This window comes from Porphyrobacter sp. HT-58-2 (assembly GCF_002952215.1).
GTDB lineage: Bacteria > Pseudomonadota > Alphaproteobacteria > Sphingomonadales > Sphingomonadaceae > Erythrobacter.
Window position 1 is genome coordinate 2,913,579 of the sequence record NZ_CP022600.1, and the last position, 15,936, is coordinate 2,929,514.

Annotated in this window: 15 protein-coding genes; 7 read left to right on the forward strand and 8 right to left on the reverse strand. The window is 64.3% G+C overall.

From position 1 onward, the window contains the following. Positions 1–140: 140 nt before the first annotated feature. From CHX26_RS13750 to CHX26_RS13780, 7 genes are all read left to right on the forward strand, one after another. The gene (locus CHX26_RS13750; RefSeq protein ID WP_233997169.1) at positions 141–1,748 is read left to right on the forward strand and encodes a vWA domain-containing protein; all 1,608 of its coding nucleotides are present in this window, start codon (positions 141–143) and stop codon (positions 1,746–1,748) included. Between the two features lie 101 nt (positions 1,749–1,849). After that, positions 1,850–2,434, forward strand: a complete 585-nt coding sequence (locus CHX26_RS13755; RefSeq protein ID WP_104942856.1) for a hypothetical protein — start codon at positions 1,850–1,852, stop codon at positions 2,432–2,434. Between the two features lie 73 nt (positions 2,435–2,507). Continuing rightward, on the forward strand, positions 2,508–2,864 hold the full coding sequence (locus CHX26_RS13760; protein ID WP_104942857.1) for a response regulator: 357 nt from the start codon (positions 2,508–2,510) through the stop codon (positions 2,862–2,864). Positions 2,865–2,964: 100 nt separating this feature from the next. Further along, a complete protein-coding gene (locus CHX26_RS13765) occupies positions 2,965–4,164 on the forward strand; it encodes an acyl-CoA dehydrogenase (RefSeq protein ID WP_104943448.1) in 1,200 nt (399 codons plus the stop codon). A gap of 130 nt (positions 4,165–4,294) precedes the next feature. Beyond that, positions 4,295–4,936 (forward strand): maleylacetoacetate isomerase, encoded by a 642-nt coding sequence (gene maiA / locus CHX26_RS13770; RefSeq protein WP_104942858.1) that lies wholly within the window; start codon positions 4,295–4,297, stop codon positions 4,934–4,936. A 24-nt stretch (positions 4,937–4,960) separates the two neighbouring features. Beyond that, positions 4,961–5,971 (forward strand): fumarylacetoacetate hydrolase family protein, encoded by a 1,011-nt coding sequence (locus CHX26_RS13775; RefSeq protein WP_104942859.1) that lies wholly within the window; start codon positions 4,961–4,963, stop codon positions 5,969–5,971. A gap of 110 nt (positions 5,972–6,081) precedes the next feature. Beyond that, positions 6,082–7,533: an NAD-dependent succinate-semialdehyde dehydrogenase gene (locus tag CHX26_RS13780; protein WP_104942860.1), complete on the forward strand. Its 1,452-nt coding sequence runs from the start codon at positions 6,082–6,084 to the stop codon at positions 7,531–7,533. A gap of 271 nt (positions 7,534–7,804) precedes the next feature. Here the strand turns inward: CHX26_RS13780 and CHX26_RS13785 are convergent, their stop codons facing one another. The 8 genes from CHX26_RS13785 to CHX26_RS13820 all read right to left on the reverse strand — a co-directional run bounded on the left by CHX26_RS13785 (position 7,805) and on the right by CHX26_RS13820 (position 15,922). Beyond that, a complete protein-coding gene (locus CHX26_RS13785; RefSeq protein ID WP_104942861.1) occupies positions 7,805–8,971 on the reverse strand; it encodes an alpha-hydroxy-acid oxidizing protein in 1,167 nt (388 codons plus the stop codon). A gap of 69 nt (positions 8,972–9,040) precedes the next feature. Further along, complete coding sequence (locus CHX26_RS13790; protein ID WP_104942862.1) at positions 9,041–9,382, reverse strand: thiol-disulfide oxidoreductase DCC family protein; 342 nt, start codon at positions 9,380–9,382, stop codon at positions 9,041–9,043. Then, positions 9,382–9,516: a DUF2474 domain-containing protein gene (locus CHX26_RS13795; RefSeq protein WP_442956910.1), complete on the reverse strand. Its 135-nt coding sequence runs from the start codon at positions 9,514–9,516 to the stop codon at positions 9,382–9,384. Before CHX26_RS13795 ends, CHX26_RS13790 begins: the two co-directional genes overlap by 1 nt. Continuing rightward, on the reverse strand, positions 9,516–10,511 hold the full coding sequence (gene cydB, locus CHX26_RS13800) for a cytochrome d ubiquinol oxidase subunit II (protein WP_104942863.1): 996 nt from the start codon (positions 10,509–10,511) through the stop codon (positions 9,516–9,518). The genes CHX26_RS13795 and cydB overlap by 1 nt, the downstream gene beginning before the upstream one ends. Beyond that, positions 10,511–11,965, reverse strand: coding sequence for a cytochrome ubiquinol oxidase subunit I (locus CHX26_RS13805; RefSeq protein WP_104942864.1), 1,455 nt, complete (start codon positions 11,963–11,965; stop codon positions 10,511–10,513). Before CHX26_RS13805 ends, cydB begins: the two co-directional genes overlap by 1 nt. A gap of 136 nt (positions 11,966–12,101) precedes the next feature. After that, the gene (locus CHX26_RS13810; protein WP_104942865.1) at positions 12,102–12,731 is read right to left on the reverse strand and encodes a peroxiredoxin; all 630 of its coding nucleotides are present in this window, start codon (positions 12,729–12,731) and stop codon (positions 12,102–12,104) included. A 196-nt stretch (positions 12,732–12,927) separates the two neighbouring features. Beyond that, positions 12,928–14,685, reverse strand: coding sequence for a SulP family inorganic anion transporter (locus tag CHX26_RS13815; protein WP_104942866.1), 1,758 nt, complete (start codon positions 14,683–14,685; stop codon positions 12,928–12,930). A 10-nt stretch (positions 14,686–14,695) separates the two neighbouring features. Next, positions 14,696–15,922: an NAD(P)/FAD-dependent oxidoreductase gene (locus CHX26_RS13820; protein WP_104942867.1), complete on the reverse strand. Its 1,227-nt coding sequence runs from the start codon at positions 15,920–15,922 to the stop codon at positions 14,696–14,698. Between the last annotated feature and the right edge of the window lie 14 nt (positions 15,923–15,936).

Sequence of the window (15,936 nt, forward strand, 5' to 3'; positions counted from 1 at the left end):
GTGCCCGTAGCGCAGTGAAGGGACAGCACCGAGGACGTGCCCGTGGAGGCGGGTACGCAAACAAGCCCTCGCGTTCAGTCGCTATTCACGGCCTGCGCCGGATTTCTGCCTGCCAGCGATTGATGCGGGGAGACAAGGTGATGCACGCGACGAGGCTGGCCGCAACTGCGGCACTGTGTGCGGTTCTGGCCGGATGCGCCGGCAAGGCGCCGGAAAAGCTGGCCGAGGCTCCTCCGCCACCGCCAACAGCCTATGTTCACGCCCCGGCGCTGGCCGTGACCGCATCGCGCACAAGCGAAGCGACGATGGCGGGCTATTCCATTCCGCCTGTCATGGTCGCCACCGATCCGGGCCGCGAACAATATGACGGCAAGGAAGTTTCACCCGTCAAGCTGACCAGCGCCGAGCCGGTCTCTACCTTCGCGGTCGATGTCGATACCGGGGCCTATGCCAATGCCCGCCGGTTCCTGTCGCAGGGGATGATGCCCCCGCAGGACGCGGTTCGTACCGAGGAGATGGTCAACTACTTCCGCTATGATTACGCCCGCCCCAAGGATGGCAGCCAGCCCTTTTCGGTGACGACCGATGTGGCAAAGACCCCGTGGAACGATGGCACCTATCTGATGCGCATCGGCCTGCGCGGTTATGATATCGACAGCGACGAACGCCCGCCTGCGAACCTCGTGTTCCTGATGGATGTCTCTGGGTCGATGAACGCGCCTGACAAGCTGCCACTGGTCAAGACTGCGCTTGCCGGGTTGGCGGGCGAATTGTCGCCGAAGGACAAGGTGTCGATCGTGGTCTATGCCGGCGCGGCAGGACTGGTGCTTGAACCCACCAGCGACACCCCGAAGATCAAGCGCGCGCTCGACGGCCTTTCGGCGGGCGGATCGACCGCGGGCGGCGCGGGGATCGAACTGGCCTATCGCATCGCCGAGGACAACTTCATCAAGGGCGGCGTCAACCGCGTCATCCTTGCCACCGACGGCGATTTCAATGTCGGCCTCTCGGACACCAAAGCGCTGATCGAAATGATCGAGAACAAGCGCGACAAGGGCATCACGCTGACCACGCTGGGCTTTGGTCAGGGCAATTACAACGAGGCGATGATGGAGCAGATCGCCAATCACGGGAACGGCAACTACGCCTATATCGACACGGCGCTGGAGGCGAAGAAGGTGCTGGCCGACGAGATGACCAGCACGCTGTTCACCATCGCCAAGGACGTGAAGATCCAGGTGGAATTCAACCCTGCCGTGATCAGCCAGTACCGCCTTGTGGGCTACGAGAACCGGGCCTTGCGCGAGGAGGACTTCGACAATGATCTTGTCGATGCGGGCGAAATCGGTGCGGGCCATCAGGTGACCGCGATCTATGAAATCGTGCCGGTCGGCGGCAAGGGCTGGATCGCGCCGCGCCGCTACGAGGATGCGCCCGACAAGGCCGCCGCCGCGCGGCTCGCCGAGGCCGCCAATGTCAAACTGCGCTACAAGCTGCCCGACGGCGACACCTCGAAGCTGATCGAGCAGGCAGTGCCCTCCGCCGCGCTCAAGACAGCCGCTCTGCCACGGGGCGATTTCGCCTTCGCCGCCGCGGTCGCCGCGTTCGGGCAGGTGCTGCGCGGAGACGAGATGATGATGGGCTTCGACTTTGCCGACATCGACCGGCTCGCCGGCCAGCAGGACAATTACTGGCGCCAGGAATTCCTGCAATTGAACGCGCTGGCGGGCAGCCTGAAAGGCGGCTGACGCGGTGCCCGGAGGGTGCGCGACCCGAAGGGACTTGGGATTGACGCCTAGCCGCTGCTACAGCGGTGTTCTTTTCCGATTCCCCTAGGAGACGCGTGCTCATGTCTGACCAATTTTCCGCTGCCCTGGCGCTAATCGTGCTGAGCCTTGCACTGCTGATCGTCGCGGTGTGGTTCCTGATGCGCGCCAACCGCAAGGCCAAAATTGTGGAAGACGGCAGTGCCCCGGCCCTCGCCCGCGATGTGCTGGCCGAAGGGGCGGCGCCCGCGCAGCGCAATCAGGCGCTGATTGATGCGGCTCCGGCGGTTGCCAAAGCTGTCCCGGCACCGGCACCGGCGCCTGCGCCTGCGCCAGAACCTATCTCTCAGCCGGCCCCAGCGCCCGAGCCCGCACCTGTGCCTGCGCCGGTTGCAGAGGCCCCTGCCCCCGCCCCCGCTCCGGTTGCCGCCGACGATCTGTCGCGCATCAAGGGCATTGGCCCCAAACTGGTGGCACTTCTGGGCGAACTCGGCGTCACCAGCTTCGCCCAGATCGCCGGCTGGAGCGATGAGGACATCACCCGCGTCGACGCTCAGCTTGGCCGTTTTGCCGGACGCATCACCCGCGACCAGTGGGTGGAACAGGCCAGACTTCTCAGCGCCGGGGACGAGGCTGGCTTTGCCGAAAAATTCGGCAGGAACGGATAATATTCGCGCCAAGTTGACGTCCAAACCGTGATACACTCCCTGACTTGGGAGTCGTTTTTACGGGAGAGGGCCGATGGCATTGCGAATATTGGTCGCCGAAGACGAGTTCATAACCGCATTCGACTTGTGCGACACCTTTGAAGAAGCCGGCTACGAAGTCGAAGGCCCGCACGCCGGGATTTCATCGGCGATGCTCGCCTGCCAGAAGGAAAAGCCCGATCTTGCCATCCTCGATATCGAACTGGTGGACGGGCTGACCTTTGAACTGGCGCAGACGCTGATCGATGAAAACGTCCCGGTGATCCTCCATTCCGACCGCGCCAGCGCCGCCGCCCTTGCCGCGCGCTTCCCCCGCGCCACGACACTGGCCAAGCCCTGCCCCCCAGCTGAACTGCTCGATATCGTCAGCCGCGCGCTCACCCCGGCGTAAGCGGTCAACGCGCCGCCGGACAGCGACGCTCGCCCCCTTGCCCTGATCTGCCAAGCCTGCGAAGGCAGTGTCCAAAGAAAACAAGGCAGGAGCAACCCACGTGCACGGCACAACCCCGGCGCGGCTTTCCCCGTTCAACTGGGAAGACCCGTTCGACCTTGAAAGCCAATTGACCGAAGACGAGCGGATGATCCGCGACGCCGCGCACGGCTTTGCGCAAAGCCAATTGCAGCCACGCGTGATCGACGCCTTCCGCGAAGAAGCAGACGCGCCCGAACTGTTCCCGATGATGGGGGCCGCAGGCCTGCTGGGCGCTACCATTCCGGAAGAATTCGGCGGCGCGGGCGCCAGCTATGTCGCCTATGGCCTCATCGCCCGCGAAATCGAGCGCGTGGACAGCGGCTACCGCTCGATGGCGAGCGTGCAGTCGAGCCTCGTGATGCATCCGATCTACGCCTATGGCTCGGACGAGCAGCGCCGCAAATACCTCCCCGGCTTGGCCAGCGGCCAATTGATCGGCTGCTTCGGCCTGACCGAGCCGGACGCCGGTTCCGACCCCGCAGGCATGAAGACCTACGCCAAGAAGGACGGCGATGATTACGTCATCTCCGGCTCCAAGACGTGGATCTCCAACGCGCCTTTCGCCGACGTCTTCGTGGTCTGGGCCAAGTCCGAGGAGCACGGCGGCGCGATCCGCGGCTTCGTGCTCGAAAAGGGCATGGCGGGGCTTTCCGCCCCCAAGATCAAGGGCAAGATTTCCCTGCGCGCCTCGACCACCGGCATGATCGTGATGGACGAGGTGCGGGTGCCTGCCAGCGCGCTGCTGCCGAACGTGGAAGGGCTGAAAGGCCCGTTCGGCTGCCTCAACCGCGCGCGCTACGGCATTTCGTGGGGCGCGATGGGCGCGGCGGAATTCTGCCTCGCTGCCGCGCGCCAGTATGGCCTCGATCGCCACCAGTTCGGACGCCCGCTGGCGGCGACGCAGCTGTTCCAGAAGAAGCTCGCCGACATGATGAGCGACATTGCGCTGGGCCTTCAGGCTTCCCTGCGCGTCGGGCGATTGATCGACGAGGGGCGGTTCGCGCCCGACATGATCTCGATCGTCAAGCGCAACAATGTCGGCAAGGCCTTGGACATCGCGCGGGCCGCGCGCGACATGCACGGCGGCAACGGCATTTCCGAGGAATATCAGGTGATCCGCCACATGGTGAACCTCGAAACGGTGAACACCTACGAAGGCACGCATGATGTCCACGCGCTGATCCTCGGCCGTGCGATCACGGGACACGCTGCGTTTTGACCTGCATCGGTCAAGAGGCCACCGGGCCGCAAAGCGGCCCGCAAGGCCGACTGGCCGCCCGCAGCGATGCGACCTTCAGGTCGCGTGAGCGAGGATTTCGCGCGCCGGACGGCGTGCGGGGAAACAAGAAATGAAACTCTACGGCTACTTCCGCTCGTCCACTTCCTACCGCTTGCGCATCGCGCTGAACCTGAAGGGGCTGGCGTTCGAGAACGTCCCCGTCAATCTCGTCACCGCCGAGAACAAGAACGCCGCCTTCACGGCCCGCAATCCCTTCGGCTCGCTGCCGATGCTGGAGGCGGACGGGCGCGACCGGGCGCAATCCATGGCGCTGCTCGAATGGCTGGACGAGGCCTATCCGACGCCTGCCTTCCTGCCCGCCGATATCGAGGCGCGCTACACGGTGCGCGAACTCGCCTATGGCATCGCGACCGAAATCCACGCGGTCAACAACCTGCCGGTGCTGAAATATCTCAAGGACACCCTCGGCCACGCACAGGACGAAATCGACGTCTGGTATCGCCACTGGCTGAAGCGCACGCTCGATCCCGTGGAGGCGCGGCTGGCGCAATTGGGGACGGGAGACTTCCTGCACGGGAATGCGCCGGGGCTGTTCGAGATTGTGCTCATCCCGCAGCTCGCGAATGCGCGGCGCTTCGAATACGACCTGTCGGCCAGTCCGCACATGACCCGCATCGAGGCTGCCTGCCTTGCGCTCCCCGCCTTCATCGCGGCGCATCCAGACAGACAGATCGACGCACCACAAACATAGACACCGTCTCGGGAGGACATATCAATGAAGCTCGCAACCCTCGACAACGGCACGCGCGACGGGCGGCTGGTGGTGGTCAGCAAGGATCTCACCCGCTGCTGCGCCGCCGGGTACATCGCGCCGACGCTGCAATATGCGCTCGACAATTGGGAGCGGGTCGCGCCGGAACTCGAAGTCCTCGCCCGCGATGTCGAGCATGAGGCCGTGCCGTGCGAGCGGTTCCACGAACGCCAGGCCCATTCCCCTCTGCCACGCGCCTATCAGTGGGCTGATGGCAGCGCCTATATCAACCATGTCGAACTGGTGCGGCAGGCGCGCGGGGCCAAGGTGCCGGAGAGCTTCTACCACGATCCGCTGATGTATCAGGGCGGCTCGGACAGCTTCCTGCGCCCGCGGCAGGACATTCCGCTCGGCGATCCGGCCTGGGGCTGCGACATGGAGGGCGAGATCGCCTGCATCACCGGCGATGTGCCGATGGGCTGCACGCCAGAGGAAGCGGCGGGGCACATCCGGCTGCTGATGCTGGTCAACGACGTGTCCTTGCGCGGCCTCATCCCAGCCGAACTTGAAAAGGGCTTCGGCTTCTTCCAGTCCAAGCCCGCCAGCGCCTTCTCGCCCGTGGCGGTAACGCCTGACGAGCTGGGCGAGGCGTGGAAGGATGCACTGATCCACCTGCCGCTGATGGTCGATCTGAACGGCCAGCCCTTCGGCCGCGCCAATGCCGGGGTGGATGCGACCTTCAACCTTGCGCAGCTGGTGGCGCACGCGGCCAAGACCCGCAACCTGTGTGCAGGCACGATCATCGGCACCGGGACGATCTCGAACAAGGGGGCCGATGGCGGGCCGGGCCAGCCGGTGGCCGAGGGCGGCGCGGGCTATTCCTGCATCGCCGAAATCCGCATGATCGAGACGATCACGGGCGGCGCGCCCAAGACGCCGTTCATGCAGGCAGGGGACACGGTGCGGATCGAGATGCGGGACGCGGCGAACCACTCGATCTTTGGCGCGATTGAGCAGCACGTCGTGGCAGTATAGCTTGGGTCTTGCCTCTGACTGGTCGGGGCTTGCCCCCTGCCAGACCCCTGTTAGACCCCCATCAGAACGATGTTTCGCGTGAAACACCACCCGGCTTCGAGGACCCTGCAATGATGGCCTACCCCACCCCCAAGATGTTCATCGCAGGCCAGTGGATCACGGCTGGCGATGCGGGCGAAATGGCGGTGGTGAACCCGGCGACCGGCGCGGTTCTGGGCCACTGCCCCAAGGCGTCCGTCGCGCAGCTCGACGCGGCGCTCAAGGCAGCCGATGACGCCTTCCCCGGCTGGAGCCGCACGTCGGGCGCGGAACGCCATGCCATCCTGCGCCGCGCCGCCGATCTGCTGCGGGAGCGAGCCGCTGACATCGCCCGGGTCATCACCGCCGAAATGGGCAAGCCCCATGCACAAGGGCTGGGCGAAATCCTTTCGGCCTGCGATACGCTTGATTTTCTTGGAGAAGAGGCAAAGCGCAGGGGCGGCCGGCTGATCCCGGTACGTGGCGGGCAACTGATCGCACAGATGGTAACACATGAGCCCATCGGCCCTGCGGTGCTGCTGACGCCATGGAATTTCCCGGTCAACCTGCCTGCCAAGAAGATCGGCGGCGCGCTCGCGGCCGGCTGCACGGCGATCTTCAAACCTGCTGAAAATACCCCGGTTTCGGCGCAATTGCTGGTCGAATGCTTTGTCGACGCAGGTGTGCCGGCGGGCGTGCTCAACCTCGTCCACGGCGATCCCGGCCCGATTGCCGAGCACCTCATCGCCTCACCCGTCACCCGCAAGGTCAGCTTCACCGGATCGACCGCAGTGGGCAAGCAGCTCGGTGCGCTGGCGGCCAGTCACATGAAGCGTTTCGCACCGGAACTTGGCGGCCATGCTCCTGTTATCGTGAGCAAAAATGCCGATCTGGAACGCGCAGTGGCAATGTGCGCAAGCACCAAGTTCCGCAACGCCGGGCAGGTCTGTGTATCGCCCACCCGCTTTCTGGTTGCCAAGGAAGTCTATGATCGCTTCGTCGCCGAGTTCGCGGAACGCGCCAGCAAGCTCAAGGTCGGCGACCCGGGCGCGGATGAGAGCGTGGATATGGGCCCCCTCGCCCATGGCCGCCGGATCGCCGCGATGGAGCAGGTGGTTGCCGATGCCGGGGGGAACCGCGGCGAAGTGGTCACCGGAGGCAAGGCACTGGGCGGAAAGGGCTTCTTTTTCCCGCCTACCGTCATCGCCAACCCCGCCGCCGACAGCCGCTTCATGACCGAGGAGCCTTTCGGACCGATCGCGGGCATTGTCCCCTTCGACACGATCGAAGACGCGGTCAGGATTGCCAACGGGCTTCGCTATGGCCTTGCTGCCTATGCCTTTTCCGGCGATCTCGACGAAGCGCACTATCTCGCCGGGAGCCTCAGAGCCGGGATGGTCGGGATCAACCAGTTGATCGTCTCGTCACCCGAAACGCCCTTTGGCGGCATCGGCGACAGCGGGTTCGGATCGGAGGGCGGCGAGGAAGGCTATCTCGCTTTCACCGATACCAAGCTGGTGATGCTGGCCAAGGCCGGCGGATAGCGCCGCCCGACACGTCAGCCAATCAGGCTCGCAATCCTTGCGAGGATCGACTGGCGCGATTCCATCGGCTGGATACGCCCATAGCGCGCGCGGCGCGAATGTTCGTCATGGATGCAGACAGTCCGGCGCATGGGATCCGGCCCACTGGACCAGATAGTTGGTCTTGCCATTGATCGCGTCCCCGATTCGGATCTTGTTTATGCAAGCATACTAACCCGATTCCTGTGGAAAACACAGAGCAAATGTAGTTAACAGGTGTTACATCTGTGGCTTAGCGATCAGTGCGCCTCACCCCCGCGATGCGCACATCGGCAAGCGTCGGATAACCGTTAACGGCCATCAGCAGATCCGCCTCCGCGAGGATCGATCGTAACACCCAGGCAGCGCCTTCCGCACCGCCGAGCGCAAGTCCGTAAGTATAAGGTCGCCCCACCCCGACTGCGCGCGCACCCATGGCGAGAGCCTTGACCGCGTCCGTGCCGGAACGGATCCCGCTGTCAAACAGGACGGGCGTGTTACCCGCAGCCTGTACCACGTCCTCCAGCAAGTCGATGGTCGCAATCCCGCCATTCGCCTGCCGCCCGCCGTGGTTGGAGCAATAGACAGCGTCAGCCCCGTGATCGACTGCGCGGCGGGCGTCGTCGGGGTGGCAGATGCCTTTGAGGACAACGGGCAGTTTGGTGACGGTCTTGAACCACGCCATATCCTCCCAGGTCAGCACCTGCCCGAAGGTTGCAGCCCAGGTAAAGATCGCTGCAGCCGGGTCTTCTTCCGGCGGCTTGGCGAGCAGCGAGCGGAACACCGGATCGGTAAAGTAGTTCTGCAGCACCTTGCCGCGCAGCTGCGGAAAGTTCGAGGCGTTGAGATCGCGGGGCCGCCAGCCTGTCACCCAGGTGTCGAGCGTCACCACCAGCGCCTTGTAACCCGCATCCTCGGCACGGCGGATCAGGCTCGTTGCCAGTTCCCTGTTCTTAGGCGTGTAGAGCTGGAACCACGCGGGCGTATCGCCGCAAGCCGCCTTCACGTCCTCCAGCGGATCGTTCGCGAGCGTAGAGGCGCAGAACGGCACCCCCGTCAGCGCCGAGGCGCGCGCGGCGGCCATATCGCCGTGGCGGTCCTGCGAGGCCTCGCCGTTAAGGCCGATCGGAGCCATAAACAAGGGCGTCGGGTAGCGGTGGCCGAACAATTCGATGCTGAGATCTCGCACCGAACAATCAACCATCATGCGCGGCACCATCCCCCAGTGGTGGAAGGCGGCGGCGTTCTGGTCCTGCGTATGTTCGTCCCCGCAGCCGCCCGCGACATAATTGGTGAGCATCGGCCCCAACGCCTCGTGCGCGCGCATTTCCAAAGTGGCGAAATCGACCGGGAAGGTCGGCAGGATGCCGCGCAATCCGGCATTGTAGATCTCGTTCTGCATCGCGCCGAAATTGCTCATGGCGGCGTTCTCTCCCGTTTGTGTTTGCGCGGGAGATCAGCCGATGCGGCGCGTCAGGGCAAGGGCTTTCTAAGCGAAGAAGCGTTGCAGCCGGGGGCGTATGCGCAGGAAGCGGACATAGGCCGCCTCCAGAATGCGCAGAACAGTGCGATTCCGGGCCGCAAGCCCTACCGGGCGCAGCAAGGGAATCGCGCGCCACATCGCTGCAAAAGCCGCCGCGCCAGAATGCACCACTCCGTCCTCCTCGGCATGGAAGCGGGCGAGCAACTTCGCGCGGTCGATCGGGCAGGAAGGGTCGGCATCGGCGGCGACATCGACGAAGGTGATGCTTCCTCGCCGGTCAAGCCGCCGCATCAGCGCGATTTCGCGCAGGCATAGCGGGCAGGCGCCGTCATACCAGACCTTGACCATCAGGGGGCGATCCACAGGCGGATGACATAGGCAACCGCGCCCAGCACGGCGACGCTCGCCGCCCAGATACCCGCCATCCAGAGGAGGCGCTGCCATAAGGGGCCTTCAGGCTCGCGCTCAGGCGGCATCAGCATCAATGGTAACCTTCGTCAGCAACTTTCCCTCTGAACACCCAGTAAGCCCAGATCGTGTAGCCGATGATCAGCGGCATCGTCAGCGCCACGCCCACCAGCATGAAAATCTGGCTGCGTTCCGGCGCTGCGGCGTCCCAGATGGTGACGCCGGGCGGCACGACATAGGGCCAGATCGTCACCCCCAGCCCGCTCATACCGAGAAAGAACAGCGCGATGCCGAGCCAGAAGGGCTTGGAATTGCGGTCTTTCAGGATCGCCCGCAGCATCGACAGCGCAACGATCGCGGTAATGATCGGCACCGGTGCAACCCAGTAGATCTCCGGCGCGGTCAGCCAGCGCGCGGCATATTCCGGCTTCAGTGCGATGTTGTAGAGGCTGACGGCACCCATCAGCACGATGGTCGCGGCGCCCCACCGGATCGCCAGTGTTCGCGCGTGGGCCTGCTCGTCACCGTCCAGTTTCCAGATCAGCCAGGCCGCACCCAGCAGCGCATAGCCCGCAACCGTGCCAAGGCCGGTGAGCAGCGTGTAAGGCGTAAGCCAGTCCCACCAGCTGCCCGCATAGGCGCGATCCACCACCTCGATCCCCTGAAGTAGCGCGCCGAGCGTCATCCCCTGTGCCAGCGCCGCTACAAAGCTTCCGCCAGTGAAGGCCATGTCCCAAAACCTCTGATGCGAGGGATCGCGCCAGCGGTATTCGAAAGCAACACCCCGGAACACAAGGCCAAGCAGCATGGCGATGATCAGCGGATAGGTTGCCGGCAGGATCACGGCATAGGCCAGCGGAAAGGCGGCAAACAGCCCTCCTCCGCCCAGCACCAGCCAGGTCTCGTTCCCGTCCCACACCGGCGCGATGGAGTTCATCGCCCGGTCGCGTTCACGCCCGACGGCGAAAGCGGGGAAGAGGATACCGATGCCGAGGTCGAAGCCGTCCATCACCACATAGGCGAAGACTGCGAAGGCGATGATGAAGGCCCAGATGACGGTCAAGTCCATCACACTGGCTCCTTTTCAACGGGCTTGGCGGCGGGGAGGGTCTCGGCGCCGCCCGGGTTCTGGGTTGGCCCCGGGGTGATGCCGGCAGTGCGGATCGGGCCGACATCGCCGCGCTTGACGCCGTACTCACCCGCGTGCGGGGCCTTGCCCATCAGCTTGAGGATGTACCAGACGCCGATCCCGAAGACAGTGAAATAGACCAGGATGAAGGCCAGCAGCGAGGCCGCCACCGCAGGCGCATCAAGCGGGCTGGCCGCGTCAGCCGTTCGCAATACGCCATATATCACATAAGGCTGGCGCCCGACTTCGGTGGTGATCCAGCCGGCCAGCACGGCGGCGAAACCGGAAGGCCCCATCAGCACAGCGGCGCGGTGCAGCCACGGCATATCATACAGCCGCCCGCGCACCCGGGCCCACAGGCTCCACAGCCCGATCCCCAGCATCGCAAAGCCGATGCCGACCATGATGCGGAAGCTCCAGAACACCATCCCGACCGGCGGTTCCTCGTCATCAGGGATGGTGTCGAGCCCGGCGAGCGGCGCGTCCCAGTCATGCTTCAGGATGAAGGACGAGGCCTTAGGGATTTCGATCGCATAACGCACCGTCTTAGCCTCGGAATCGGGGATGCCGAACAGGATCAGCGGCGCGCCTTCGGGGTGGCTTTGGTAGTGCCCCTCCATCGCCATCACCTTGGCGGGCTGATGTTCGAGCGTGTTGAGGCCGTGCATGTCGCCGGCGAAAATCTGCAAGGGCGTGACGATGGCGGCCATCCACATCGCCATCGAGAACATTTTTCGCGCGTGGGGGTTGGCGCGGTCTTTCAGGAGGTGCCAGGCCCCCACCCCGCCGACGACGAAGGCGGTCGTCAAATATGCTGCCATCACTGTGTGGACGAGGCGATAGGGGAAGCTCGGATTGAACACGATGTCCCACCAACTCTCGCCCGGCATGAACTGGCCGTTATCGCCGATGAAGTACCCCGTCGGGGTCTGCATCCAGCTGTTGACGCTAAGGATCCAGAAGGCCGAAACGAAAGTGCCCAACGCCACCATCAGCGTGGCGGCGAAGTGCAGCTTCTTGCCGACCTTGTTCATCCCGAACAGCATCACGCCCAGGAAACCCGCTTCAAGGAAGAAGGCCGTCAGCACCTCGTAAGCCATCAACGGGCCGATCACCGGCCCTGCCTTGTCCGAGAACACCGACCAGTTGGTGCCGAACTGGTAGGACATCACGATCCCCGAGACCACGCCCATCGCAAAGGCAATCGCGAAGATCTTCAGCCAGTATTTGAACAGATCAAGATAGACGCTCTTGCCAGTCTTGAGCCACAGCCCCTCCAGCACAGCGAGATAGCTCGCCAACCCGATCGAAAAGGCCGGGAAGAAGAAATGGAAGCTCACCGTGAAGGCAAACTGGATCCGCGCGAGCAGCAAGGCGTCGAGATTGTCAAACATGGTCAGCAGCTAATCCCTTGGCAGCACCGATCAATTGCAATGGCTGCACCGGATATACGATTGGAAGCGAAAAGGGTTGCACCGCCGGACTGGGGGCCGGACGGGGGGATGTCCGGCGGTGCACAGGAGGAGAGAATCAGGCGACCTCGACGAGCCGCAGGTAGGGCTTGATCGTCTCGAAGCCCTGCGGGAACATTTCCTTCGCCTTTTCGTCGGGAATGGACGGCGGGATGATCACCTTGTCGCCCGGACGCCAGTCGGCAGGGGTGGCGATCCGCGCCTTGTCGGCGAGCTGCAGGCTGTCGATCACCCGCAGAATCTCGTCGAAATTGCGCCCGACGCTCATCGGATAGGTCATGGTGAGGCGGATCTTTTTGGCCGGGTCGATGATGAACACCGAACGCACTGCCGCCGTTTCGGACTGATCGGGGTGGATCATGTCGTAGAGCTTGGCGATTTCCAGATCGGGGTCGGCCACAATCGGGAAAGTCAGGGTAACGCCCTGCGTCTCGTCCACATCCTTTACCCATTCGAGGTGCTCCTCGACCGTGTCAGTGGAAAGACCCAGCGGTTTGCAGTTGCGCTTCTCGAACTCGGCGGCAAGGCGCGCGGTCATGCCCATTTCGGTGGTGCAGACCGGGGTGAAGTCCGCCGGGTGGCTGAAGAAGAACACCCAGCTTTCGCCCGCCCAGTCGTGCAGGGAAATCGGGCCGGTAGTGGTGTCGACGGAGAAATCCGCGGCGGTATCGCCGATGTGCAGGCTCATGTCTTGGGCTCCTTTGCTTGAGTGGCATCGGTGTAGCAGCCAGCGTGAGCCGCGTATAATTCAATTACTCGGTTTATGAAATCGATTTTTCATTATCTCGCGCATGATCGGGAATTGGCGCGAATCTGCACAGAAAAAAGGCCGTTTCAGCAGAATCACTTTCCGATTTTTCAAAAGTGTTTGGTGACGCAGCGGCTCAGATGAGTCCGCGCGCCTCGTCCGAAAGCGGCGCAGGTGCCTCTTCGCCCGTATCATTGGCGAGTTCGGCAAAGGCGCTATCCTGCGACAGGAACACCTTGCCCGACAGATCGTCGAGGAAATGGCTGCGCTTGAGGCGATCCATCACCGGCCCCTTCACTTCGGAAAGGTGCAGGCGGATTCCGCCATCCTCCAGCCGGTGGTTAATCGCTTCGAGGCTTTCGAGCCCCGAGGCGTCGATCGCATTGACCGCGCTCGCCATCAGCACCACGTGGCGCAGGGTCGGGCGCTCGGCGACCTGTTCGAGGACATATTCCTCCAGCCAGCGCGCATTGAGATAGGTCAGGCTTTCGTCGACGCGGATGGTGAGCAGGTGCGGCAGGGTCAGCACCTTGTGGCGCTCGACATTGCGGAAATGTTCGGTGCCCGGCACCCGGCCGACAATCGCGGCATGGGGACGGCTGGCGCGCCAGAGATAAAGCAGGAGGCCGACCGCGACGCCCGCAATCACGCCCATCTCCACACCCGCCAGCAAGGTGACGCCGATGGTCGCGGCGTGGGCGGCGAAATCGGCCTTGGAATAGGCCCAGAGCAGCCGCGGGGTCTTGAAATCCACGAGACTGAGCACCGCCACGATGATCGTCGCGGCCAGCGTTGCGTTGGGCAGGCTGTAGAGCAGCGGGGTGAGAAACAGGCTGGCGAGCGCAATGCCAACGGCGGTGAAGGCCCCCGCCGCGGGAGTCTGCGCGCCCGCATCGAAATTCACCACCGAGCGCGCAAAGCCGCCCGTCACCGGATAGCCGCCCGACAGCGCCGAAGCGATGTTCGAGGCCCCCAGCCCGATCAACTCCTGATCCGGCGCAATCCGCTGACGCCGCTTGGCCGCGAGAGTCTGCGCGACAGAGACGCTTTCGACAAAGCCGATGACCGAAATCAGCAGGGCGGGTACCCACAACGCCTCGATCAGCGCAAGGTCGGCAGAGGGCAGCATGAAGGGCGGCAGGCCTTGCGGGATGCTGCCCACGATCGAGACGCCCCGCGCCTCCAGCCCGAAACCGATCACCGCGAGGATCGACAGCGCCACCGCCGCCACCGGCCCGGCCTTGGCGCTCATGTCGGCGGCGCGGGGGGAAAGGCCCAGCTTCTGAAGCGCGGGCTTCAGCCCCTTCCTCACCCAGAACAGGAACAGCGTCGCCGGAATGCCGATGGCAAGGGTTGCGGCGTTGATGCTGCCGAAATTGCTTGCCAGACCGGAGAGCATCTCCGGCCAGGTCTCGCCCCCGGCCTTGACGCCGAGGATGTGCTTCAACTGGCTCGTGGCGATCAGCACGCCGCTGGCGGAAATGAACCCGCTGATCACCGGGTGGCTCAGCAGGTTGGCGAGGAACCCCAGTCGCAGCAGCCCCAGCACCACCAGCATCACGCCCGACAGTGCGGCAAGGGTAATCGCCGCCTCCCAATATTCCGCCGTCCCCGGCACCGCGACCGCTCCGGCCGCGCTCGCCGTCATCAGCGAAACCACCGCCACCGGGCCGACTGCCAGCGTCCGGCTCGTCCCGAAGATGGCATAGGCGAACAGCGGCAGGATTGAGGCGTAGAGGCCGACAACCGGCGGCAGTCCCGCCAGCATCGCATAGGCAAGGCTCTGCGGGATCAACATGATGGTGACGATCACCGCCGCCATCAGGTCACTGGTCAGCGCGGGCCGATCATAGCTGCGCCCCCATTCGAGGATCGGGAAGTAGCGTTGCAACATCGAATGGCCTCTATTGCGCGATCAACCCGCCGGGACCGGCGAGCCATTCGCGGCCCCTGAGCATCCCGTTCCAGTAGAGCCACGGCAGAAGATCGGCCTTGAGCATCCATGACAGGCGCGCAGGCCGGGTGCCGTCGACCAGCCATGTCGGGAAACTGGGCGCAAGCTTGCCGCCATAGGCGAATTCGGCGAGCACGATCTTGCCACGCTCGACCGTGAGCGGGCAGGAACCATAACCGTCATAGCCCGCCGTCGGCCCCTTGCCGTCAAGCTGGCGCAGGGCGTTGACCGCCACCACCGGCGCCTGCTTGCGCGCGGCAGCGGCGGTCTTGGCATTGGGCATCGACCCAGCATCGCCAAGTCCGAAGACATTGGGCCAGCGCACATGCTGGAGCGTATGCTGATCAACGTCGGTAAAGCCGCTTTCCGCTGCGAGCGGGCTGTCGGCAAGGAACTGCGGGGCGACCTGCGGGGGGACGACGTGGAGCATGTCGAAGCTGACGTTTTCCTCGCCCTCGGCGGTCTTGAAGGTCGCCTGCCGCGCAGGGCCATCGACCGCGATCAGATTGCTGCCGAGTTCCAGATTGATGCCGTATTTCTCGACATAGCGCATCAGCGCCGGAACATAATCCGCCACGCCGAACAAGACGGCACCGGCCGTGTGGAACTGGACGTCAATATCACCCAGCACGCCGTTGCGGTGCCAGTGGTCGCAGGCCAGATACATCGCCTTTTGCGGAGCGCCTGCGCATTTGATCGGCATCGGCGGCTGGGTAAAGATCGCCCTGCCCGACTTGGTGCGCTGCACCAGCTCCCAGGTGTAGGGCGCCAGATCAGCGCGATAATTTGAGGTGACGCCATTCTGGCCGAGGGTCGCCTCGAGCCCCTCGATTTTCTCCCACGCCAGCCGGATACCCGGGGCGACGATCAGCACCTCATAGGTCAGCGTGCTGCCGTCGCCGAGAGTCACGGTATTGTTGTCGGGCTGGAAACCGGCGCAGGCCTGCTTCACCCAGGTGACGCCCCTCGGCATCACGCTCGCCATCGGGCGCGTGGTGGTGGCGACATCGAACACGCCTCCGCCCACCATCGTCCAGCCGGGCTGATAGGCGTGGGTATCGGACGGCTCGACGATCGCGATGTCGAGCCCCGGGCGGCGCTTCAGCATCGAGGCCGCGGTGGCGATCCCCGCCGCGCCGCCGCCAATGACGACGACGGTGTGTCTGGTGGTGCTCATGTCCGACCCCCTCC

Excerpts from the sequence above, each read along its gene's own strand:
- CHX26_RS13750 (WP_233997169.1), top strand. The coding sequence starts at position 141 with ATGCACGCGACGAGGCTGGCCGCAACTGCGGCACTGTGTGCGGTTCTG.
- CHX26_RS13755 (WP_104942856.1), top strand. The coding sequence starts at position 1,850 with ATGTCTGACCAATTTTCCGCTGCCCTGGCGCTAATCGTGCTGAGCCTT.
- CHX26_RS13760 (WP_104942857.1), top strand. The coding sequence starts at position 2,508 with ATGGCATTGCGAATATTGGTCGCCGAAGACGAGTTCATAACCGCATTC.
- maiA (WP_104942858.1), top strand. The coding sequence starts at position 4,295 with ATGAAACTCTACGGCTACTTCCGCTCGTCCACTTCCTACCGCTTGCGC.
- CHX26_RS13775 (WP_104942859.1), top strand. The coding sequence starts at position 4,961 with ATGAAGCTCGCAACCCTCGACAACGGCACGCGCGACGGGCGGCTGGTG.
- CHX26_RS13780 (WP_104942860.1), top strand. The coding sequence starts at position 6,082 with ATGATGGCCTACCCCACCCCCAAGATGTTCATCGCAGGCCAGTGGATC.
- CHX26_RS13785 (WP_104942861.1), bottom strand. The coding sequence starts at position 8,971 with ATGAGCAATTTCGGCGCGATGCAGAACGAGATCTACAATGCCGGATTG.
- CHX26_RS13790 (WP_104942862.1), bottom strand. The coding sequence starts at position 9,382 with ATGGTCAAGGTCTGGTATGACGGCGCCTGCCCGCTATGCCTGCGCGAA.
- CHX26_RS13795 (WP_442956910.1), bottom strand. The coding sequence starts at position 9,516 with ATGCTGATGCCGCCTGAGCGCGAGCCTGAAGGCCCCTTATGGCAGCGC.
- cydB (WP_104942863.1), bottom strand. The coding sequence starts at position 10,511 with ATGGACTTGACCGTCATCTGGGCCTTCATCATCGCCTTCGCAGTCTTC.
- CHX26_RS13805 (WP_104942864.1), bottom strand. The coding sequence starts at position 11,965 with ATGTTTGACAATCTCGACGCCTTGCTGCTCGCGCGGATCCAGTTTGCC.
- CHX26_RS13810 (WP_104942865.1), bottom strand. The coding sequence starts at position 12,731 with ATGAGCCTGCACATCGGCGATACCGCCGCGGATTTCTCCGTCGACACC.
- CHX26_RS13815 (WP_104942866.1), bottom strand. The coding sequence starts at position 14,685 with ATGTTGCAACGCTACTTCCCGATCCTCGAATGGGGGCGCAGCTATGAT.
- CHX26_RS13820 (WP_104942867.1), bottom strand. The coding sequence starts at position 15,922 with ATGAGCACCACCAGACACACCGTCGTCGTCATTGGCGGCGGCGCGGCG.